Source organism: Geodermatophilus ruber (assembly GCF_900114385.1).
Taxonomy (GTDB): Bacteria; Actinomycetota; Actinomycetes; order Mycobacteriales; family Geodermatophilaceae; genus Geodermatophilus; species Geodermatophilus ruber.
Genome location: NZ_FOSW01000004.1, coordinates 259883 through 279873 on the forward strand (window position 1 = coordinate 259883; position 19991 = coordinate 279873).

A 19991-nucleotide genomic window follows, 5' to 3' on the forward strand; every position below is an offset into this window, starting at 1 on the left:
CCGGCGGAGGATCACCGGCGGCCTCACGGGGTACACAGGACGTGCACGCGGGTTCCGGCCGAAGTCGGCCCGCCCCCCGACGACGGACGGAGTGAGAGCCGGTGGTCGCCCTCATCGTCATCCTGTTCCCGCCCCTGCTCATCGCCTTCCTCCTGGTCATGGAGCGGGTGGAGGAGCCGCTGCGCCGCCCCACCGGCTCGCGCGAGGTGGCCGAGTTCCTCACCACGGCGACGCCCGGCGAGGTGGACACGCTGACCACCTCGGGCATCCGCCGGGCGATGTCCCGGTGGCGGCGCCGCCGGCGGGCGCGGACCCGCCCCGCCGCCCCGCCGCTGGTCTGAGCCCCGCGAGCGGGCCGGCCTCACCCCGATGGGGCACTCGCGTCCCCACCGATCGGGTGACGGTGGGCACAGCCCCCTAGACTCTCTCCGGACGGCGCCGCCGGTAGCGGTCGCTGACCGGGGCCGGCCGGAGGCCGGTGATCCCAGGTAGTCGTGCGAGAGGACACTTAGCAGTGGACGAGGTACTGGCCCAGTCCGGGCTCTTCCAGGGGCAGTCGGAAGAGGCGGTGGAACCGGTCCTCAGTCGTCTCGAGACCATCACGCTGCCGCGCGGCCGCGTCGTGTTCAACGAGGGCGAGCCGGGCGACAGCCTGTACATCGTCCTCTCCGGAAAGATCAAGCTCTCCCGCCGGTCGCCCGACGGCCGCGAGAACGTGCTCGCCGTCATGGGCCCCTCCGACCAGTTCGGTGAGCTGTCGGTCTTCGACCCGGGGCCGCGCACGGCGACGGCCACCGCCGTCACCGACGTCAAGCTGGCCCGGATGCCGCAGACGGTGATCCGGCCGTGGATCGAGGCGCACCCGGAGATCGGCGAGCAGCTGCTGCGGGTCCTGGCCCGCCGCCTGCGGCGCACCAACGACTCGGTCGCGGACCTGATCTTCACCGACGTCCCCGGCCGGGTGGCCAAGGCGCTGCTGCAGATGGCCGACCGCTTCGGCAGCCGCGACGGCGACGGCCTGCGGGTCAAGCACGACCTGACCCAGGAGGAGCTGGCCCAGCTGGTCGGCGCCTCCCGGGAGACGGTGAACAAGGCGCTGGCCGACTTCGTGCACCGCGGCTGGATCCAGCTGCAGGGCAAGTCGGTCGTCGTCCTCGACGAGGACCGGCTGCGCCGCCGCGCCCGCTGAGACGTCGCAGAACGCCGAGAGGCCCCAGAACCCGCCGGGTTCTGGGGCCTCTCGCTCTTCCGCCGCCGCTGTCGGGAGTGACGTGCCGGCGGGTCACGCCGGGAGCGGCACCACCAGGCGGATGCGGGTGCCATCGGGCAGCACCGCCCAGCGGCCGTCGGGCTCGTCCTCGAACGTCGGGCTGATCGGGCTCAGCGGCTCCGGCGGCGAGCCCGCGAGCGCCGCGGCCACGTCGGGGAACGGGACCAGCTGACCCAGCGTGTGGATCGTCGGCGGCAGCATCGGCCGGCTGCCGTCGTGGAGCTGGGCCAGCGCGCCGGCCGGCGTCACCCAGCCGGCCTCGTCCGCCTCACCGGAGACGTGCCGGGCCTCCTGGCCCACCGGCAGCGCCGCGACGAAGAACTTGGTGTCGTAGCGGCGCGTCTCCTCCGGCGGGGTGACCCAGTGCGCGAACGGGCGCAGCAGGTCCGCGCGCAGCGCCAGCCCGCGGTCGGCCAGCAGCTCGGCCAGCGACAGCTCCCGGCTCAGCAGCGCCTGCCGCTGCGCCTCCCAGTCCTCGCCGGAGACGTCCGGGACGACGGTGGCCCCGTCGGGCGGGCCGGCCAGCAGCACGCCGGCCTCCTCGAAGGTCTCCCGGACCGCGGCGCACACCAGCTCGCGGGCCACCCGCTCGTCGCAGCCGAACACCGCGGCCCACTGCGCCGGCGGCGGGCCCACCCAGGCGGTCTCGACGTCGCCGTCGCGGAGGTCCACGCCGCCGCCCGGGTAGGCGGTCATGCCCCCGGCGAAGGGCATGCCGCGGGTCCGCCGCAGCAGGTAGACCTCCAGCCCGGGGGTGCCGTCGCGCAGCAGCAGGACCGTCGACGCCTGGCGGAGTTCGGTCATGCCCTCAGCTCGACGGTGAGCTCGACCTCGACCGGGGCGCCCAGCGGGAGCTCCGCGACACCGACGGCGCTGCGGGCGTGCTGCCCGGCCTCACCGAAGATGCGCCCGAGCAGCTCACTGGCCCCGTTGACCACCCGCGGCTGGCCGGTGAACCCCTCGGCGCTGGCCACGTAGCCGACCACCCGGACCACCCGGACCACCGAGTCCAGCCCCACCAGCTCGTCCACGGCGGCCAGGGCGTTGAGCACGCAGACCTTGGCGTCGTGCGCGGCGTCCTCGGGGTCCACCGAGCCCCCCACCTTGCCGGTGCGGCGCAGCCCGCCGTCGACGAACGGCAGCTGGCCGGAGGTGAACACCAGCTGGCCGCTGCGCACGGCCGGCACGTAGGAGGCCACCGGCGCGGCCACCGGGGGCAGCCGGATGCCCAGCTCGGCCAGCCGGGCGTGCCAGCCCTGGGTCTGCGGAGCAGTCATCGCCGGCCTCAGCCCACCGGTCGCTTGAGGTAGGCGACCGGCTGCTCGGGGCCGCCCGGGCCGGGGAGCACGGTGACCAGCTCCCACCCGTCGACGCCCCAGGAGTCGAGGATCGCCTTGGTGTTGTGGATCAGCAGCGGGATGGTCGCGTACTCCCACTTGACGCGGGCCGGTTCGCTCATGGGCGCGACGCTAGCGCAGGCCCGCGGCCCCGTCCCGGGCCCCGCCTCGGCCCTTCTGCCGGGTCCCGCCGTGAGCGTGCGAACCGTGGGGGGCAGGCGGGTCCTTCGACTTCTAGGCTGATCTGCGTGGAACCCGAGGCCTTCCCCGTGCGCTGTCACGTCGTGACCGGGAAGGGCGGCACCGGCAAGACGACGGTCGCCGCCGCCCTCGCCCTGGCCCTGGCCGCCGACGGCCGCCAGGTGCTCCTCGTCGAGACCGAGGGGCGGCAGGGCATCGCGCAGCTGTTCGACACCCCGCCGCTGCCCTACGAGGAGCGGCGGGTGGCGGTGACCCGCGGCGGCGGCGAGGTCAAGGCGCTGGCCATCGACATCGAGCTGGCCCTGCTCGAGTACCTCGAGATGTTCTACAACCTCAAGCGGGCCGGGCGGGCGCTGCGCAAGATGGGCGCGATCGACTTCGCCACCACCATCGCGCCGGGCCTGCGCGACGTGCTGCTCACCGGCAAGATCAAGGAGGCGGTGACCCGCCGGCGCGACGGAGAGCGGGTCTACGACGCCGTGGTCGTCGACGCCCCGCCGACCGGCCGGATCACCCGCTTCCTCGGCGTCACCGGCGAGATGGCCGGGCTGACCCGCTCCGGACCGATCAAGACCCAGAGCGACGGGGTGATGGCGGTGCTGAAGTCGCCGCAGACCGCGGTGCACGTGGTGACCCTGCTGGAGGACATGCCGGTGCAGGAGACCGCCGACGCCCTCGCCGAGCTGACCGCGGCCGGCCTGCCGGTCGGCTCGGTCGTCGTCAACATGGCCACCGAGCCGCTGCTGCCCGAGGAGGAGCTCGACCGGGTCGCCGCCGGCCGGCTCAGCGGCGCGGAGCTCGCGCCCGCGCTCGCCGCGGCGCACGTGCACGACGGCGCCGAGCTGGCCACCGCGCTGGCCGCCGAGGCGGTCGAGCACGCGCAGCGCTGGGCGGCCCAGGACGAGCTGCGCGCCGAGGTCGACGGCCTCGGCCGGCCGGTCGTCGAGCTGCCGCTGCTGCCCGGGCCGATCGATGTCGGCGCGCTGTTCGAGCTGGCCGGCCGGCTCGAGGACCACTTCCGGACCGAGGCGGCGGCATGAGCACGGCCCCCGACGAGGCGACGACGGCGGAGCACCACCGGCACCCCCGCCCCGCACCGCACCCGATGCCCGAGGCCCTCCCCCTCGACCTGTCCGAGCTGATCGCCGACCGGCAGACCCGCATCGTCGTCTGCTGCGGCGCCGGCGGCGTGGGGAAGACGACGACCTCGGCCGCGCTGGCCCTGGCCGCCGCCGAGGCCGGCCGGACGGTCGTCGTCCTCACCATCGACCCGGCCCGCCGGCTGGCCCAGTCGCTGGGCCTGGCGGAGCTGGACAACGAGCCGCGGCGGATCGACGTCCCCGGGGCCAAGGGCGAGCTGCACGCGATGATGCTGGACATGAAGCGCACGTTCGACGACGTCGTCTGTGCGCACGCCCCGCCCGAGCGGGCCGAGCAGATCCTCGCCAACCCCTTCTACCAGGCGCTGTCGTCCTCCTTCGCGGGCACGCAGGAGTACATGGCGATGGAGAAGCTGGGCCAGCTGCGGGCCAGCGAGCAGTGGGACCTCATCGTCGTCGACACCCCGCCGTCCCGGTCGGCGCTGGACTTCCTGGACGCCCCCAACCGGATGAGCCGCTTCCTCGACGGCACGATGATCCGGCTGCTCACCGCCCCGGCCCGGGCCGGCGGGCGGGCCGGCATGCGGCTGGTGGGCGCCGGCTTCCTCGTGTTCAGCCGGATCATCAGCAAGATCCTCGGCGGGCAGCTGCTGCGCGACATCTCCTCGTTCGTCTCCGCGCTGGACACGATGTTCGGCGGCTTCCGGGAGCGCGCCACGGCCACCTACGAGCTGCTGCGCCGCCCGGGCACCTGGTTCGTCGTCGTCGCGACGCCGGAATCCGACGCCCTGCGCGAGGCCTCCTACTTCGTCGACCGGCTCTCCACCGAGGGCATGCCGCTGGCCGGGCTCGTGCTCAACCGCACCCACCCGCCGGCCAGCATCGCGCTGAGCGCGACCCGGGCCGCGGGCGCGGCCGAGGAGGTGCTCGAGGCCGGCGGGGAGGGGGCCGAGCTCGCCGCCGGGGCGCTGCGGTTGCACGCCGAGCGGATGTCGGCGGCGGCCCGCGAGCAGCGGTTGGCCGACCGCTTCACCAGCGCCCACCCGGAGGTCCCCGTCCGGACGGTGCCCGCCGCCGCCGGCGACGTGCACGACCTCGAGGGGCTGCGGGTCATGGCCGACGCGCTGACCGGGCCGGACGCCGACACGCCGACGGGGGTGCCCCGGACCCGGATCCTTCCCGCGCGCCATCGCTGACCGCGACGTCAGGAGTGCGCCGGGACGTACATTGGCTCGCGATGTCGACTCCCGCCGCCTCCGCCCGCGCCCGGGTCATCGCCCAGCTGGCCGCCACGATCGTCCTCGCCGGGGCGCTCGTCGCCGGTCTGCTGCTGCCCTTCGTGGGCGGGACCGGCGTCGTCGCCCGCAACTCCGCGTCACTGCTGGACGCCCTGCCGGTCGAGCTCACCGACGAGGCGCCCGCCGGCAACACCCGTGTGCTCGCGGCCGACGGGACGCTGATCACCCACTTCTACAAGGACAACCGCACGCCGGTCGCCGCGGACCAGATCGCCGAGGTGATGAAGCAGGCGCTCGTCGACATCGAGGACACCCGCTTCTACGAGCACAACGGCCTGGACGTGCAGGGCACGATCCGCGCCCTGGTCACCAACGTGGCCGCCGGCACGGTGCGCGAGGGCGGCTCGACGCTGACCCAGCAGCTGGTGAAGCAGACGCTGCTGCAGACCGCCGACACCCCCGAGGAGCGGCAGGCGGCCACCGAGGAGAGCCTGGGCCGCAAGCTGCGCGAGGCCCAGCTCGCGCTCGCCCTGGAGGAGAAGTACTCCAAGGACGAGATCCTGACCCGCTACCTGAACATGGTCTACTTCGGCCAGGGCGCCTACGGCATCCAGGCCGCCGCGCAGCGCTACTTCAGCGTGAACGCCGCCGACCTGACCCTCGCCCAGGCCGCCATGCTGGCCGGCCTGGTGCAGAGCCCGGCCAACGACGATCCGATCACCAACCCGGAGAACGCGCAGGTCCGGCGCAACCAGGTGCTGCAGCGGATGCTCGACCTGGAGCACATCTCCGAGCAGGAGTTCACCGAGATCTCCGCCACCCCGGTCCAGGTCGCCCCGGGCGTCGCGCCACCCAACGGCTGCATCGACGCCTCGATCGGCGGCTTCTTCTGCGCCTACGTGCACCAGTACCTGGTGCAGACCCTCGGCCTCAGCGAGGAGACGCTGGACACCGGCGGGCTGACCATCCAGACCACGCTGCGGCCGGACATGCAGGCGGCCGGCGACCAGGCGGTGCTCAACACCCTGCCCATGGGAGACCGGCTGGCGGGCATGTACACGGCGGTGGAGCCGGGTACGGGCCACGTGCTGGCGATGAGCGTGAACCGGCAGTACGGCTGCTCGGAGGCGCACTGCGAGTCCGTCGTCCTCAACACCGCCTACAGCCAGGGCTCGGGGTCGACCTACAAGGTCTTCACCGCGGCGGCGGCTCTGGAGCGCGGGTACTCGCAGTACTACACGATCACCACCGGCGACCCCTATGTGTCGCGGGTCTACAAGAACGGCGGCCGGCCGTACTCGGTGGGCAACGCCGGCAACTACCCCGCCACGCTCGACATGGAGCGGGCGCTCTACATGTCCTCCAACACCTACTTCCTGGCGCTGGAGGACGCCCTCGGCAGCGTCGAGGGCCCGGTGCGGATGGCCGAGCGGATGGGGATGAACTTCAAGGCCACGCCGGCGGACCAGATCATCGCGGAGAACCGCGGCTCCTTCACCCTCGGCGCCGAGGCCACCAGCCCGCTGGACCTGGCCAGCGCCTACTCCACGCTGGCGGCCAACGGCACCCAGTGCGACCCCACCCCGGTCACCGCCGTCCTCGACGCCACGGGGCAGCCGCTGACCGGCGAGGACGGCAAGCCGGTGGTGACGGGGAAGACCTGCACCGAGGCGGCGATCCCGCCGGGCGTGGCCACCACGCTGAACCAGATGCTGCGCAAGGACGTCGAGCCCGGCCACCCCGGCCAGACCGGCTCGCGGGCCTACGTGCCCGGCCACGAGATCGCCGGCAAGACCGGGACCTCGCAGAGCAACTTCTCGGTCGCCTTCGTCGGCTACACCCCGCAGTACGCGGCCAGCGTGATGGTGCTCAACCCCAAGGAGAACCAGAACGTCGGCGGCTTCGGCGGCGGCAAGGGCGCCACGATCTGGCACGACGCGATGGCGCCGATCCTCGGCGGCCAGCCGGGCGTGCCGTTCCCGCCCGCCGACCCGGTCACCCAGAACGGCAACACCCGCCCGGTGCCGGCCTGCTCCTCGGTGGACGAGTGCTCGGCGGCGCTGCAGGCCGCCGGTCTCCGCTCCACCACCGCCACGGTCGACAGCGACCAGCCCCCGGGCGCCGTCGTCGGCACCGACCCGGGCGCCGGCGCCCGCGCCGTGCCCGAGCAGGTGGTCACCATCCTGGTGAGCAACGGCGCCCGCTACGTCCCGGCGGCCCCGGCGCCGGGCCCCGCCCCGGGCGGGCCGCCCGGGGACGGCGGCGACGGGGGCAACGGCGGTCGCGGCAACGGGGACGGGGACAGGGACTGACGTCGGGGCCGCGGCTCAGCCCAGCTGGCGGCGGACCTCCGCGGCGACCCGGCCCCCCTCGGCCCGGCCGGCCACCTCGGCCTGCACCGCACCCATGACCCGGCCCATGTCCTGCATGCCGCCGGCCCCGGTGCGCGTGATGACGCCGGCGACGAGGGCGGCCAGGTCGGTGTCCTCCAGCTGGGCGGGCAGGTAGGCGGCGACCACGTCGCCCTCGGCGCGCTCCCGGTCGGCCTGCTCGACGCGGCCGGCCGCGGTGAAGGCGTCCGCGGCCTCCCGGCGCTTCTTGGCCTCCCGGCGCAGCACCGTCTGCACCTCGTCGTCGCTGAGCTCACGGGCCTCCTTGCCGGCCACCTCCTCGGCGCTCACCGCGGCCAGCACCATCCGCAGGGTGGCGGTGCGCAGCTCGTCGCGGGACTTCATCGCGGTGGTCAGGTCGGCGCGCAGCTGTTCCTTGAGGTCGGACACCCGTTCAGCCTGGCACGGCGGGCTCCCGGCCGGCGCCCGTACCCTCGGTCCTCGTGCGCGCGACCCTCGCTCTCCCCCTCGCCGTCGCCTCGGCGACCGCCGGGATCGCCTACGCCTCCCTCTACGAGCGCAACCGCTGGACGCTGCGCCGCTTCGACGTCCCGGTGCTCCCGCCCGGCTCGGCGCCGCTGAAGGTCCTGCACCTGTCCGACCTGCACATGACCGCCGCCCAGCGGTCCAAGCAGGAGTGGGTGGCCGGCCTGGCCGCCCTCGAGCCCGACCTGGTGGTGAACACCGGGGACAACCTGGCCGGGATGGACGCCGTGCCGGGGACGCTGCGCGCGCTGGAGCCGCTGCTGGACCTGCCCGGCGTGTTCGTGCTGGCCAGCAACGACTACTACGCGCCGCGGCCGAAGAACCCGCTGAAGTACTTCAAGCGCGACCACCGGCGGGTCCACGGCGACCCGCTGCCCTGGCGGGACCTGCGCGACGGCATGACCCGGCGCGGCTGGCTGAACCTCACCAACGCGCGCGGCGACCTCGTCGTCGGCGGACGGCGGTTGTCCTTCGCCGGCGTCGACGACCCGCACCTGAAGCTGGACCGCTACGACCGCGTGGCCGGCCCGGCCGATGCCGGCGCCGACCTGCGGATCGGGCTGGTGCACTCCCCCGAGCCGCGGATCCTGGACCGCTTCACCGCCGACGGCTACGACCTGCTGCTGTGCGGGCACACCCACGGCGGGCAGCTGCGGGTGCCCTTCTACGGCGCCCTGGTGACCAACTGCGGCATCGACCGCGAACGGGTCCGCTGGCTGCACCGGTGGGCCGCCCCGGCCCCGCAGCGGCCGGCCGGCACCTGGCTGCACATCTCCGCCGGGCTGGGCACGAGCCCCTACGCGCCCGTCCGGTTCGCCTGCCCGCCGGAAGCGACGCTCCTCACCCTGACCGCCCGTCCGAGCTGAGCGGGTCGTCGGTTAGACTCGTCCCGCACCTCGGGGTGTGGCGCAGCTTGGTAGCGCGCGTCGTTCGGGACGACGAGGCCGCAGGTTCAAATCCTGTCACCCCGACCAGCACTCAGGGGCCGCCGGAAGGCGGCCCCTGAGTCGTTTCCGGGGCCGCGGTGGCACGGCCGGCGCAGGCGGGGAAGATGGGCCGGTGAGTGCTGAGCCCTCCCCCGGTTTCCCCGACTCCGGCGCCATCACCCCGGAGGCGCCGAGCCCGGACGCCACCGCGCTCCCGCCCGAGATCACCGCCCGGTGGCAGGCCCGGTTCCGTGCGCCCCGGGTCAGCCTGCCCGACTGGGCGCTGGACGCCCCGCAGCGGAACCTGTACTCCTCCGACGTCAGCGGTGTCGTCGAGCAGTACGCCTGGGACCGGTCCACCGACACCCACCGGCAGGTCACCGACCGGCCGAACGGGACGCTCATCGGCACGCTCAGCCCCGACGGCGAGACGATCTGGTGGTTCGCCGACACCGACGGGGACGAGTTCGGCGTCTGGATGACCCAGCCGTTCAGCGGCGGCCCGGACACCGTCGCGGTCCCCGAGGTGGGGCCGGCCTATCCGGCCGGCCTGGAGATCGGCCGGTCCGTGGTGGCGCTGGGCCGCTCCACCGACGACGGCTCGGAGCTGTGGCTGGCCCCCTCCGGCCGCACGCCCCGGGTGGTCTACCGGCACGCAGACCCCGCGTCGGTCGACGCGCTGAGCCACGACGACGACCTGCTGGTCATCTCGCACTCCGAGCACGGCGACCCCCGCTACCCGGCGCTGCGGGTGCTGCGAACCGCGGACGACTCCGTGGTGGCCGAGAAGTGGGACGGCGAGGGTCGCGGCCTGCACGCGCTGGAGTTCGCCCCGCTGCCCGGCGACCGGCGGCTGCTGGTGGGGCACGAGCGCCGCGGCCGCGAGGAGCTGCTCGTGTGGGACATCGGCACGGACACCGAGACCGAGATCGTCCTCGACCTGCCCGGGGACGTGACCGCCGGCTGGTACCCCGACGGCTCGGCGCTGCTGGTCGGCCACGACCACGCCGCGCGCAGCGAGCTCTACCGCTACGACCTGGCCAGCGGGGCCCTGGAGAAGCTGGACACGCCGCGGGGCGTCGTCCGGGGGGCCACCGCCCGGCCCGACGGCACGGTCGAGCTGGCCTGGTCGAACGCCGAGCGGCCGCCGGTGATCCGCCGCGCCGACGGACCGGTCGTGCTCGCCGCCCCGGGCGCCGAGCCGCCGGCGGCCTACCCGGTGGAGGACCGCTGGGTGCCCGGCCCGGGCGGGGACGTGCACGCGCTGCTGGTGCGCCCGGAGGGTCCGGGGCCCCATGCGACGGCGTTCCTGGTCCATGGCGGCCCGGAGGCGGCCGACGACGACTCCTACCGCGCCCGCCGCGCCGCCTACGTGGATGCCGGGTACGCGGTCGTGCACGTCAACTACCGCGGCTCCACCGGCTACGGCAGCACCTGGCGCGACGCGCTGACCGGCCGGCCGGGGCTCACCGAACTGGAGGACATCGGCGCGGTCTACGACGCGCTGGTCGCCGAGGGGGTCGTGGACCCGGCCCGGGCGCTGATCTCCGGTGGCTCGTGGGGCGGGTTCCTCACCCTGCTCGCCCTGGGCACGCAGGCCGAGCGCTGGGCGGCCGGCATCGCCGAGGTGCCGGTCGCGGACTACCTGGCCGCCTACGAGGACGAGATGGAGGGCCTGCGGGCCTACGACCGGGCGCTGTTCGGCGGGTCACCGGAGGAGGTGCACGACGTGTACGTCCGCTCCTCGCCGATCACCTACGTCGACGCGGTCGCCGCGCCGGTGCTGGTGGTGGCCGGCGCCAACGACCCGCGCTGCCCGATCCGGCAGATCGACAACTACCTCGGGGAGCTGGAGCGGCGCGGCAAGCCGCACGAGGTGTACCGCTTCGACGCCGGGCACGGCTCCCTGGTCATCGAGGAGACCATCCGCCAGGTCGAGTCCGCCCTCTCCTTCGCGCTACGCCGGGTGCCGCCCGGCTGAGCCGGGCCTCTCGAGCCCGAGCGGCTCGTCCACCGCCTCGTCGCCTCCTTCGACCGCAACGGTCCGGCGCGCCGGCAGCAGGGCCACGAGCGCCAGCACGATGAACGTGTAGGCGCTCCCCAGGATCTCGGCCGGCGCCCGGCCCGGTGCGGCCCCGGCAGGGGGCAGGAACTCCCCGGGCATGTCGAGGATGAACAGGACGGCAACGACGAGCGCCAGCACCCCGGCTCCGGCGGCCACCACGCGCGCGCGGCGCCTCCACCACTCGGACGAGGGCCCGTGCAGCGGCGTCCCGGCCGCGACGTCCAGCAGCACGACGACGGCCGGGACGACCCAGTAGAGGTGGTGCGTCCACGAGATCGGGCTGACCAGGCAGGCGGTCAGCCCGACGAGGGTGACGGCGACCAGGTCGTCCCCGCACCGGTAGGCCCGCACCGCCCGCCACATCCCGACGACGAGTGCGGCGCCGGCCAGCACCGCCCACACGCGGCGGTCGGGCTGCCCGGGGTCGGCGACGTGCGCCAGCATCCCCAGGAGGGACTGGTTGGCCGGCTTGTCGAGCTGGCCGACCCGCGAGGTGTCCCACAGGGCATGCGTCCAGTACTGCCAGGACGCCGCTCCGTCGACGACGAGCCCGAGCAGCGTCGCGCCCAGGAACGTCCCCGTCGCGACCGCCGCCGCCCGACGCCGCCCGATGAGGACCAGGAACACGATGAACAGACCGGGCGTCAGCTTGATCGCGGTCGCCAGGCCGATCGCGGCCCCGCCCCAGGCCCAGCCGCGCCGCAGGGCGACGACATCCAGCAGAACCATGGCGAAGATGAGCATGTTCACCTGGCCGTAGCCGAACGTGATCCGGATCGGGTCCATGGCGAGGACCACGGGTACCGCGAGGGCCACCGCGAACCACGGCGTCCACCCGTGGCGCCGGGCCGCGGGCGCGACGAGCCGCCACGTGATGGCGACGACGGCGACGGCGGAGGCGAGCGTCGTCAGGACCACCGCCGTCCGGAACGTGACCCACGCCAGGGGCACCATGAACGCGGCGGCGAACGGCGGATAGGTGAACCCGTACTCACCGCGCCCGGTGTGGAACGAGTACAGCGACCTGCCGTGCAGCCACCACATGACTGCGCCGCGGTAGACCCTCAGGTCGAAGAACCCGTGGACCAGCAGCTTCTCCGCCACCACGAGGGTGAGGCAGGTGCTGGCCGCCGCGGCGGCCACCACGGCGAGCCGGAGGGTCGTGCGGCTCACGACCCGGGCGAGGGGCCGGGACGGCGTCGGCCCCTCGGTACGAGACGGCGGCATCGACGCCCCCTGCTCCGCCGACGGGTCGGACCGGGTGAGCGGCCCAGCGTAGCTGCACCACGGCCGGCCGGGGACCTCCGCGGGCCCTGCGGTCAGCTCGCGATCAGGGACCCGAGGCGATGCGCCGGCGACGTCCCACGCCGCTCACCGGGCGGCGGCGATCAGCTCGGCGATCTGGACGGTGTTGAGCGCGGCGCCCTTGCGCAGGTTGTCGTTGCTGACGAACAGCGCGAGCCCGCGGCCGTCGTCCACCCCGGGGTCCTGCCGGATGCGCCCGACGTAGCTCGGGTCCTGCCCGGCCGCCTGCAACGGGGTGGGGACGGTGGACAACTCCACCCCGGGCGCGGTCGCCAGCAGCTCGGTGGCGCGCTCGACCGACAGCGGCCGGGCGAACTCGACGTTGAGCGACAGCGAGTGCCCGCTGAAGACCGGCACCCGCACGCAGGTCCCCGAGACCCGCAGGTCCGGGATGCCGAGGATCTTGCGGCTCTCGTTGCGGAGCTTCTGCTCCTCGTCGGTCTCGAAGGTCCCGTCGTCGACCAGCGACCCGGCCATCGGCAGCACGTTGAACGCGATGGGGCGCACGTACTTCACCGGCTCGGGGAAGGCCACCGCGGCACCGTCGTGGGTCAGCTCGGCGGCCTTCTCGACGACGGCCTTGACCTGCGTGTCGAGCTCCTCGACGCCGGCCAGCCCGCTGCCGGAGACCGCCTGGTAGGTGCTGGCCACGATGCGGGTCAGCTGCGCCTCGGCGTGCAGCGGCGCCAGCACCGGCATCGCCGCCATGGTCGTGCAGTTGGGGTTGGCGATGATGCCCTTGCGCATCTCGGTCAGGGCGCGCGGGTTGACCTCGGCGACGATCAGCGGGACGTCGGGGTCGCGGCGCCAGGCGGAGCTGTTGTCGATGACGGTGACGCCGGCCTCGGCGAACCGCGGGGCCTGGGCCCGCGAGGTGGTGGCACCGGCGGAGAACAGCGCGACGTCCAGCCCGGCGGGGTCGGCGGTGGCGGCGTCCTCGACGGTGATCTCGCCGTCGCCCCAGGGCAGGGTGCTGCCGGCGGAGCGGGCCGAGGCGAAGAAGCGCAGCTCGCTGATCGGGAAGTTCCGCTCGGCGAGGATCTGCCGCATGACGCCGCCGACCTGGCCGGTGGCGCCGACGACGCCGACCCGCAGCCCGTCGCGGGAGAAGATGCTCATCGTCCGGTCCCTCCGTACACCACGGCCTGCGCCTCGTCGGTGCCGAGGTCGAAGGCGTCGTGCACCGCGCGGACGGCGACGTCCAGGTCGGTGTCGCGGCACACCACGGAGATGCGGATCTCCGAGGTGCTGATCAGCTCCAGGTTGACCCCGGCGTCGGCCAGCGCCCCGAAGAAGCGGGCCGAGACCCCCGGGTGCGACCGCATGCCGGCGCCGACCAGGGACACCTTGCCGATGTGCTGGTCGAAGCGGATGTCGGTGTAGCCGACGGTGTGCTGGACCTTCTCCAGCGCGGCCAGCGCCGCCGGGCCGTCGCTCTTGGGCAGGGTGAAGGAGATGTCGGCGAGCTTGCTGGCCTCGGCCGACACGTTCTGCACGATCATGTCGATGTTGATCTCGGCGTCGGCGAGCACGCGGAAGATCTGGGCCGCCTCACCGGGCCGGTCGGGCACGCCGTAGACGGTGATCTTGCCTTCGCTGCGGTCGTGCGCGACACCCGTGATGATCGCCTGTTCCACGCTGGGGTCCTCCATCGAGCCGGTCACGATCGTGCCGGGGAGCTGTGAGTAGGAGCTGCGGACGTGCACCGGGATGCCGTAGCGCCGGGCGTACTCGACGCAGCGGAGCATGAGCACCTTCGCCCCGGAGGCGGCCAGCTCGAGCATCTCCTCGTAGGTGACCGTCTCCAGCCGCTTGGCGTTGGGGACGATCCGCGGGTCGGCGGTGAAGACGCCGTCCACGTCGGTGTAGATCTCGCAGACGTCGGCGTTCAGCGCCGCGGCGACGGCGACGGCGGTGGTGTCGGAGCCGCCGCGGCCGAGCGTGGTGATGTCCTTGGTGTCCTGGCTGACGCCCTGGAAGCCGGCCACGATGACGATCGAGCCCTCGTCGAGGGCGTCGCGCAGCCGGCCGGGGGTGACGTCGATGATCCGGGCCTTGCCGTGGCTCGACGTGGTGAGCACGCCGGCCTGCGACCCGGTGAACGACCGCGCCTCGTAGCCGTGGGTGTTGATCGCGATGGCCAGCAGCGCCATCGAGATCCGCTCGCCCGCGGTGAGCAGCATGTCGAGCTCGCGACCGGGCGGGTCGTCGGTGATCTGGCCGGCCAGGTCGAGCAACTCGTCGGTGCTGTCCCCCATCGCGGAGACCACGACGACGACGTCGTTGCCGTCCTTCCTGGCCGCCACGATGCGCTCGGCCACGCGCTTGATGTGCGCGGCGGAGGCGACCGAGGAGCCGCCGTACTTCTGGACGACGAGTGCCACGGCTCAACAGGCTACCGAGCGCGATCAGCGCACCGTGGTTGCGTCCCCCCGGGCGGGGCGATGTGATCACCGGATGGACGATCCGGAGCGGTGGCTGCTGACGGCCGCGGAGCGCGGGAACCCGGCCGCGAGGTTGCCGGCCTGGACCGCGGGCAACCTCGCCGTGCCGCTCGTGCACGGCGCCGCCTACTTCGACCGGCTGGTGGAGGAGGTGGAGGGGCTCGACGAGGGCGACCACCTGTTCTTCACCGACTGGCGGGGTGACCCGGACGAGCTGCTGCGGCCGGGCGGGCCCACCGTCGCGCAGCTGTTCACCGACGCGGTGCGCCGCGGGGTCTGCGTCCGCGGGCTGGTGTGGCGCTCGCACATGGACCGGCTGTCGTTCAGCAAGGAGGCCAACCGCGCACTCGACGCCGAGATCGAGCACGGCGGCGGCGAGGTGATCCTCGACCAGCGGGTGCGCCGCTTCGGCTCGCACCACCAAAAGTTCGTCGTCCTGCGGCACGATCAGGACCCGACCCGGGACGTCGCCTTCGTCGGCGGCATCGACCTGTGCCACGGCCGCCGGGACGACGCCACCCACGCCGGCGATCCGCAGCCGCTGCCGATGGCGGCGGCGTACGGCCCGAGGCCGCCGTGGCACGACGTGCAGCTGGAGATCCGCGGTCCGGCCGTCGGCGTCCTCGACACGGTGTTCCGGGAACGCTGGGAGGACCCGACCAGCCCGGACGTGGACCACCCGATCGCCTGGGTCCGCGACAAGCTGCACCACGCACGGATGGAGGCCGATCCCCTGCCTCCCCAGCTGCCGCCGCCCCCGGAGTGCGGGGCGATGGTCGTGCAGAGCCTGCGCACCTACCCGGCGATCCGGCCGCGCTACGACTTCGCGCCGGCCGGCGAGCGGTCGGTGGCCCGCGGGTACTCGAAGGCGATCCGGCAGGCCCGCCGGCTGGTGTACCTCGAGGACCAGTACATGTGGTCGGCCGACGTCGCCCGGCTGTTCGCCGGGGCGCTGCGCGACAACCCGCGGCTGCATCTGGTGGTCGTCGTGCCCCGCGTGCCCGACCAGGACGGCGCGGTCGCCCGGCGATCGCAGTACGTCGGCCGGTGGCAGGCGCTGGAGACCTGCCGGCGCGCCGGCCGCGACCGGGTGCACGTCTTCGACGTGGAGAACCACGCGGGGACCCCGGTCTACGTGCACGCCAAGGTGTGCGTCGTCGACGACGTCTGGGCGAGCGTGGGCAGCGACAACTTCAACCGGCGGTCCTGGACCCACGACAGCGAGCTCTCCTCCGCCGTGCTGGACACCGCCCGCGACGACCGCGAGCCACGCGACCCGGCCGGCACCGGCGACGGCGCCCGGGTCTTCGCCCGCGACCTGCGCCTGCAGTTGGCCCGGGAGCACCTCGACCGGGCGCCCGACGGCAGCGAGGACGCCGGCCTGCTCGACCCCGACACGTTCGTGGCCGCGCTGGAGAGCAGCGCGGCGGCACTGGACGCCTGGTACGCCGGCGGCTGCCGCGGCCCCCGCCCGCCCGGCCGGCTGCGCGCGCACCGCGCCGAGCGGCTGTCCCTGCCCACCCGGATGTGGGCCACCCCGGTCTACCGCCTCGCGGACGACCCCGACGGCCGCCCCCTGCGGATGCGCCTGTCCAGGACCTGGTGACGCGACGACCTGGTGACGCGACGGCCTGGTGACCGGCCGCCTCCGTTGCCGCGAGCCGGGAGCCCGGACCCCGCCCCCCTACTTCCAGAAACCTCGTGCTCTGCCCACCCTGGTGGGCAGAGCACGAAGAGGCGCGCTGTGCGCAGGCTTGTGCTCTGCCCACGGCTGTGGGCAGAGCACGAGCTTCCACAGATGAACCTGGCGGCCCAGGCGGTGGTCGGTCCCGGTGGAGGCTCGCAGCATGTCCGATTCGAGCGCCACCGGCGACGTCCCCGTCGGCATGCTGCGCCGGATCCGACGTCTGGCTGACCTTTCGCAGCGGGAGCTTGCCCTCCGCGTCGGGGTGTCGAAGTCCGCGGTGGCGGCGGCGGAGGCGGGCACTCGGGACCTGCCCGTCCGTGTGCTGGCACACGCAGCCGCGCTGGCGGGTCTGCGGCTCGCGCTGCTCGACGAGCAAGGCGCCGAGGTGCCGGGGATGGACGGTGACGCGGTCAGGGACGGCGCCGGCCGGCTGTTCCCCGCACACCTGGACCCCAGGTACGGCGACGAGGGCTGGTGGCACGACGAGCACCGCTACAGCCGCGACCGGCCCTGGTACACCTTCGACCGCGACCGGGGGCGCCGGGACGCGGTCCGCCGCACGCGGGGCACGTCGGAGGACCACCAGCTCCCCCGCGCCGGCGACTCGCCCGCGCAGCGCGCCGCGGCACGCCGGGAGAAGCGTCGGCGCGCCGCGTCCGACGAACGGCGGCGGCGCTTCCTCGCCGGCGCGTTCAGCGGCATCGACCTGCGTTTCGACTGCTCCTGCCCACCGGCATGCGACGAGCTCGACGACCGCTCCGGAAGGCCCGTGCACGTCGAGGAGTGCCCGTGTGGCTGCGACCTCGCGTGATCCGCTGCTACCGTGGGGTCGTGCGCGGCAGCCTCCTGCTTACCGGCCGCGGCGAGGCCCTCTCCTAGGTCGGCCCCCTCGCCGCGGAGTCCGCGCGTCCCCGGCGCCTGCTGACCGCCCCATCCGGAGCTGAGTCCAGCCCGCGCCAGAGGAGCGAACCCCATGAGCAGGAACATGAGCGCAGACCACCCGCACGTCCGCAATTCCCAGCAGCCCTCGCGGATGCCGGTCCACCGCTACGCGCCCTTCACCCCGATCGCGCTGCCCGACCGCACCTGGCCCGACGTCGTCACGACGCGGGCCCCCCGCTGGTGCGCCGTCGACCTGCGCGACGGCAACCAGGCGCTGATCGACCCCATGACCCCCGACCGCAAGCGGCGCATGTTCGAGCTGCTGGTCCGGATGGGCTACAAGGAGATCGAGGTCGGCTTCCCGGCCGCCAGCCAGACCGACTACGACTTCGTCCGCCAGCTGATCGAGGACGACCTGGTACCCGACGACGTCACCATCCAGGTGCTGACCCAGGCCCGCGACGAGCTGATCGAGCGCACCTTCGAGTCGCTGCGCGGGGCGAAGCAGGCGATCGTCCACCTGTACAACTCGACGTCCACGCTGCAGCGGCGGGTGGTGTTCGACTCCGACCGGGCCGGCATCGTGGACATCGCCGTCCACGGCGCGCAGGTGGTCCGCAAGCTGGCCGAGCAGATGACCGGCACGGAGATCCTCTTCGAGTACTCCCCCGAGTCCTTCACCGGCACCGAGCTCGACTTCGCCGTCGAGGTCTGCAACGCCGTCACCGACGTCTGGGAGCCCACCCCCGACCGGCCGACCATCATCAACCTGCCGGCCACGGTGGAGATGGCCGAGCCGACGGTCTACGCCGACCAGATCGAGTGGATGCACCGGAACCTGGGCCGCCGCGACGCGATCGTGCTCAGCCTGCACCCGCACAACGACCGCGGCACCGCGGTCGCCGCCGCGGAGCTGGGCTACCGCGCCGGAGCCGACCGCATCGAGGGCTGCCTGTTCGGCAACGGCGAGCGCACCGGCAACGTCGACCTGGTCACCCTGGGGCTGAACCTGTTCAGCCAGGGCATCGACCCGCAGATCGACTTCTCCGACATCGACGAGATCCGCCGCACCGTCGAGTACTGCAACCAGCTCGGCGTGCACGAGCGGCATCCCTACGGCGGCGACCTGGTCTACACCGCCTTCTCCGGCTCGCACCAGGACGCGATCAACAAGGGCTTCAAGGCCCTGGCCGCCGATGCCGAGGCCGCCGGCACGCCGGTCGAGGAGATGCCCTGGGCGGTGCCCTACCTGCCGATCGACCCCAAGGACGTCGGCCGCAGCTACGAGGCCGTGATCCGGGTGAACAGCCAGTCCGGCAAGGGCGGCGTCGCCTACATCATGAAGACCGAGAACCACCTGGACCTGCCCCGCCGGCTGCAGATCGAGTTCAGCGCGGTCGTCCAGCGGCACACCGACGACGAGGGTGGCGAGGTGACCGCCCAGCAGATGTGGGCGGCGTTCTCCAACGAGTACCTGCCCGACCCCGACGCGCCCTGGGGCCGGTTCGCGCTGGCCGGGCACCGGCACCGGGCGCACGGCGAGCAGCTGGACGAGATGGCCGTCGAGCTGGTCGACAACGGCGTCCCGGTGACCGTCGAGGGTCGCGGCAACGGCCCCATCGCCGCCTTCGTCGACGCCCTGAAGAGCCTGGACGTCGACGTCCGCGTCCTGGACTACGCCGAGCACGCCATGTCGGCCGGCGGGGATGCGCGGGCCGCCGCCTACGTCGAGTGCGCTGTCGGCGATCGCGTGCTGTGGGGCGTCGGCATCGACCCCAACATCGTCACCGCGTCGCTGCGTGCGGTGGTCTCGGCGGTCAACCGGGCCCAGCGCTAGGAGAGGTTCGGCGCCGGGCCTCGAGGACCCGGCGCCGCGGAGGACGGGGACGGCCCGAGACCGACGGAGGCCCGGCCATGAGCCAGCTGATCCCCTCCATCGCCGTCCGCGACGGGCGGGCAGCCATCACCTGGTACACCGACGCCCTGGGCGCACGGCTCGTCGGCGAGCCCTACGTCACGGACGACGACCGCATCGGGCACGCCGAGCTCGATCTCTCCGGGGCCCCGCTCTTCCTCGCCGAGGAGTACCCCGAGTTCGGGCTGGTCGGCCCGGAATCCGGGCGTCGGACCTTCTCCCTGCACCTGACCGTCGCGGACGTCGACGGCGCCGTCGCCCGGGCCGCCTCGTACGGCGCGACCGTCGAGCGCCCGCCCGCCGACGCCCCCTACGGCCGCACCGGCGTGGTAGTCGACCCGTTCGGTCACCGCTGGATGCTGCAGACACCCCCCGCGTCCCCGGCGGTACCGCGGCCACCCCTCCGGTCGGGCGACGCGCTGTACCTGACCCTCCGCGTGCCCGACGGCGCCCGTGCCCGCGACTTCTACGAGGCGGTCCTCGGGTGGTCGATGGCCCCCGGACAGGTCCCCGACGGCTGGGAGGCCCAGGGGCAGACGCCGATGGTGGGCGTGCACGGCGCTCAGACCCACGACCTGGGCACGGCGCCGACGTACGCCGTCGACGACATCGAGGTCGCGGTCGCCGCGGTGCGGACCGCCGGCGGGCAGGCCGGCGAGGTCGAGCGCCGGCCCTACGGGTTGTCCGCGTACTGCCGCGACGACCAGGGCCTGCCGTTCTGGCTCGGCCAGTCGGGCTGAGCGCG

The 19991-nt window shown here is 73.9% G+C and carries 18 protein-coding genes and 1 tRNA gene; 12 read left to right on the forward strand and 7 right to left on the reverse strand.

The window, feature by feature from the left end; genetic code table 11:
* The first annotated feature begins 101 nt into the window (after window positions 1-101).
* Together BMZ50_RS08805 and BMZ50_RS08810 are read left to right on the forward strand one after the other, a co-directional pair.
* Entirely contained in the window at window positions 102-341 is a 240-nt protein-coding gene (locus BMZ50_RS08805; RefSeq protein WP_091323255.1) for a hypothetical protein, read from the forward strand.
* A gap of 173 nt (window positions 342-514) precedes the next feature.
* The gene (locus BMZ50_RS08810) at window positions 515-1189 is read left to right on the forward strand and encodes a Crp/Fnr family transcriptional regulator (protein WP_091323258.1); all 675 of its coding nucleotides are present in this window, start codon (window positions 515-517) and stop codon (window positions 1187-1189) included.
* 93 nt (window positions 1190-1282) lie between these two features.
* Here the strand turns inward: BMZ50_RS08810 and BMZ50_RS08815 are convergent, their stop codons facing one another.
* Genes BMZ50_RS08815 through sp36 form a run of 3 tightly spaced genes read right to left on the reverse strand, consistent with a single transcriptional unit; the run spans window position 1283 to window position 2729 of the window.
* Window positions 1283-2074, reverse strand: a complete 792-nt coding sequence (locus BMZ50_RS08815; RefSeq protein ID WP_091323260.1) for an NUDIX hydrolase — start codon at window positions 2072-2074, stop codon at window positions 1283-1285.
* Window positions 2071-2547 (reverse strand): RidA family protein, encoded by a 477-nt coding sequence (locus tag BMZ50_RS08820; protein ID WP_091323261.1) that lies wholly within the window; start codon window positions 2545-2547, stop codon window positions 2071-2073. Before BMZ50_RS08820 ends, BMZ50_RS08815 begins: the two co-directional genes overlap by 4 nt.
* Window positions 2548-2555: 8 nt before the next feature.
* Window positions 2556-2729 (reverse strand): Sp36 family protein, encoded by a 174-nt coding sequence (gene sp36, locus BMZ50_RS24140; protein ID WP_091323264.1) that lies wholly within the window; start codon window positions 2727-2729, stop codon window positions 2556-2558.
* Between the two features lie 126 nt (window positions 2730-2855).
* On the opposite strand from sp36, the gene bagA reads away from it, so the two are divergent.
* Genes bagA through BMZ50_RS08840 form a run of 3 tightly spaced genes read left to right on the forward strand, consistent with a single transcriptional unit; the run spans window position 2856 to window position 7458 of the window.
* Window positions 2856-3848 carry an ATPase BagA gene (gene bagA / locus BMZ50_RS08830; protein WP_091323266.1) on the forward strand — a complete coding sequence of 331 codons (993 nt, stop codon included), beginning with the start codon at window positions 2856-2858 and terminating at the stop codon, window positions 3846-3848.
* Window positions 3845-5104 carry an ATPase BagB gene (bagB, locus tag BMZ50_RS08835; RefSeq protein ID WP_245753484.1) on the forward strand — a complete coding sequence of 420 codons (1260 nt, stop codon included), beginning with the start codon at window positions 3845-3847 and terminating at the stop codon, window positions 5102-5104. Before bagA ends, bagB begins: the two co-directional genes overlap by 4 nt.
* 41 nt (window positions 5105-5145) lie before the next feature.
* On the forward strand, window positions 5146-7458 hold the full coding sequence (locus BMZ50_RS08840) for a penicillin-binding protein (RefSeq protein ID WP_091323268.1): 2313 nt from the start codon (window positions 5146-5148) through the stop codon (window positions 7456-7458).
* Window positions 7459-7473: 15 nt separating this feature from the next.
* On the opposite strand, the gene BMZ50_RS08845 is transcribed toward BMZ50_RS08840, so the two are convergent.
* On the reverse strand, window positions 7474-7926 hold the full coding sequence (locus tag BMZ50_RS08845) for a GatB/YqeY domain-containing protein (protein WP_091323269.1): 453 nt from the start codon (window positions 7924-7926) through the stop codon (window positions 7474-7476).
* A gap of 53 nt (window positions 7927-7979) precedes the next feature.
* Here BMZ50_RS08845 and BMZ50_RS08850 point away from each other — a divergent pair, with 53 nt between their 5' ends.
* The 3 genes from BMZ50_RS08850 (at window position 7980) to BMZ50_RS08860 (ending at window position 10929) form a co-directional block, all read left to right on the forward strand.
* The gene (locus BMZ50_RS08850) at window positions 7980-8888 is read left to right on the forward strand and encodes a metallophosphoesterase (RefSeq protein WP_091323271.1); all 909 of its coding nucleotides are present in this window, start codon (window positions 7980-7982) and stop codon (window positions 8886-8888) included.
* 31 nt (window positions 8889-8919) lie between these two features.
* Window positions 8920-8996: transfer RNA gene (locus BMZ50_RS08855), tRNA-Pro, on the forward strand.
* Between the two features lie 85 nt (window positions 8997-9081).
* Window positions 9082-10929 carry a S9 family peptidase gene (locus BMZ50_RS08860; RefSeq protein WP_091323272.1) on the forward strand — a complete coding sequence of 616 codons (1848 nt, stop codon included), beginning with the start codon at window positions 9082-9084 and terminating at the stop codon, window positions 10927-10929.
* Here BMZ50_RS08860 and BMZ50_RS08865 read toward each other — a convergent pair.
* The 3 genes from BMZ50_RS08865 to BMZ50_RS08875 all read right to left on the reverse strand — a co-directional run bounded on the left by BMZ50_RS08865 (window position 10906) and on the right by BMZ50_RS08875 (window position 14702).
* Complete coding sequence (locus BMZ50_RS08865) at window positions 10906-12186, reverse strand: glycosyltransferase 87 family protein (protein ID WP_177212714.1); 1281 nt, start codon at window positions 12184-12186, stop codon at window positions 10906-10908. The genes BMZ50_RS08860 and BMZ50_RS08865 overlap by 24 nt on opposite strands.
* 198 nt (window positions 12187-12384) lie before the next feature.
* Entirely contained in the window at window positions 12385-13437 is a 1053-nt protein-coding gene (locus tag BMZ50_RS08870) for an aspartate-semialdehyde dehydrogenase (protein ID WP_091323276.1), read from the reverse strand.
* A complete protein-coding gene (locus tag BMZ50_RS08875) occupies window positions 13434-14702 on the reverse strand; it encodes an aspartate kinase (protein ID WP_091323278.1) in 1269 nt (422 codons plus the stop codon). The genes BMZ50_RS08870 and BMZ50_RS08875 overlap by 4 nt, the downstream gene beginning before the upstream one ends.
* A gap of 73 nt (window positions 14703-14775) precedes the next feature.
* Here BMZ50_RS08875 and BMZ50_RS08880 point away from each other — a divergent pair, with 73 nt between their 5' ends.
* The 4 genes from BMZ50_RS08880 (at window position 14776) to BMZ50_RS08895 (ending at window position 19986) form a co-directional block, all read left to right on the forward strand.
* The gene (locus tag BMZ50_RS08880) at window positions 14776-16368 is read left to right on the forward strand and encodes a phospholipase D family protein (RefSeq protein ID WP_091323280.1); all 1593 of its coding nucleotides are present in this window, start codon (window positions 14776-14778) and stop codon (window positions 16366-16368) included.
* Between the two features lie 241 nt (window positions 16369-16609).
* Window positions 16610-17260 carry a helix-turn-helix domain-containing protein gene (locus BMZ50_RS08885; RefSeq protein WP_143087127.1) on the forward strand — a complete coding sequence of 217 codons (651 nt, stop codon included), beginning with the start codon at window positions 16610-16612 and terminating at the stop codon, window positions 17258-17260.
* Window positions 17261-17422: 162 nt separating this feature from the next.
* Window positions 17423-19168, forward strand: a complete 1746-nt coding sequence (gene leuA, locus BMZ50_RS08890; protein WP_245753485.1) for a 2-isopropylmalate synthase — start codon at window positions 17423-17425, stop codon at window positions 19166-19168.
* Between the two features lie 77 nt (window positions 19169-19245).
* Window positions 19246-19986 (forward strand): VOC family protein, encoded by a 741-nt coding sequence (locus tag BMZ50_RS08895; RefSeq protein WP_091323285.1) that lies wholly within the window; start codon window positions 19246-19248, stop codon window positions 19984-19986.
* The last annotated feature ends 5 nt before the right edge of the window (window positions 19987-19991 follow it).

Bases quoted from the DNA above. Each gene is read 5' to 3' on its own strand.
- BMZ50_RS08820 (WP_091323261.1), bottom strand. From the start codon at position 2,547: ATGACTGCTCCGCAGACCCAGGGCTGGCACGCCCGGCTGGCCGAGCTG.
- BMZ50_RS08840 (WP_091323268.1), top strand. From the start codon at position 5,146: ATGTCGACTCCCGCCGCCTCCGCCCGCGCCCGGGTCATCGCCCAGCTG.
- BMZ50_RS08895 (WP_091323285.1), top strand. From the start codon at position 19,246: ATGAGCCAGCTGATCCCCTCCATCGCCGTCCGCGACGGGCGGGCAGCC.
- BMZ50_RS08815 (WP_091323260.1), bottom strand. From the start codon at position 2,074: ATGACCGAACTCCGCCAGGCGTCGACGGTCCTGCTGCTGCGCGACGGC.
- BMZ50_RS08885 (WP_143087127.1), top strand. From the start codon at position 16,610: ATGTCCGATTCGAGCGCCACCGGCGACGTCCCCGTCGGCATGCTGCGC.
- BMZ50_RS08870 (WP_091323276.1), bottom strand. From the start codon at position 13,437: ATGAGCATCTTCTCCCGCGACGGGCTGCGGGTCGGCGTCGTCGGCGCC.
- sp36 (WP_091323264.1), bottom strand. From the start codon at position 2,729: ATGAGCGAACCGGCCCGCGTCAAGTGGGAGTACGCGACCATCCCGCTG.
- BMZ50_RS08880 (WP_091323280.1), top strand. From the start codon at position 14,776: ATGGACGATCCGGAGCGGTGGCTGCTGACGGCCGCGGAGCGCGGGAAC.
- leuA (WP_245753485.1), top strand. From the start codon at position 17,423: ATGAGCAGGAACATGAGCGCAGACCACCCGCACGTCCGCAATTCCCAG.
- bagB (WP_245753484.1), top strand. From the start codon at position 3,845: ATGAGCACGGCCCCCGACGAGGCGACGACGGCGGAGCACCACCGGCAC.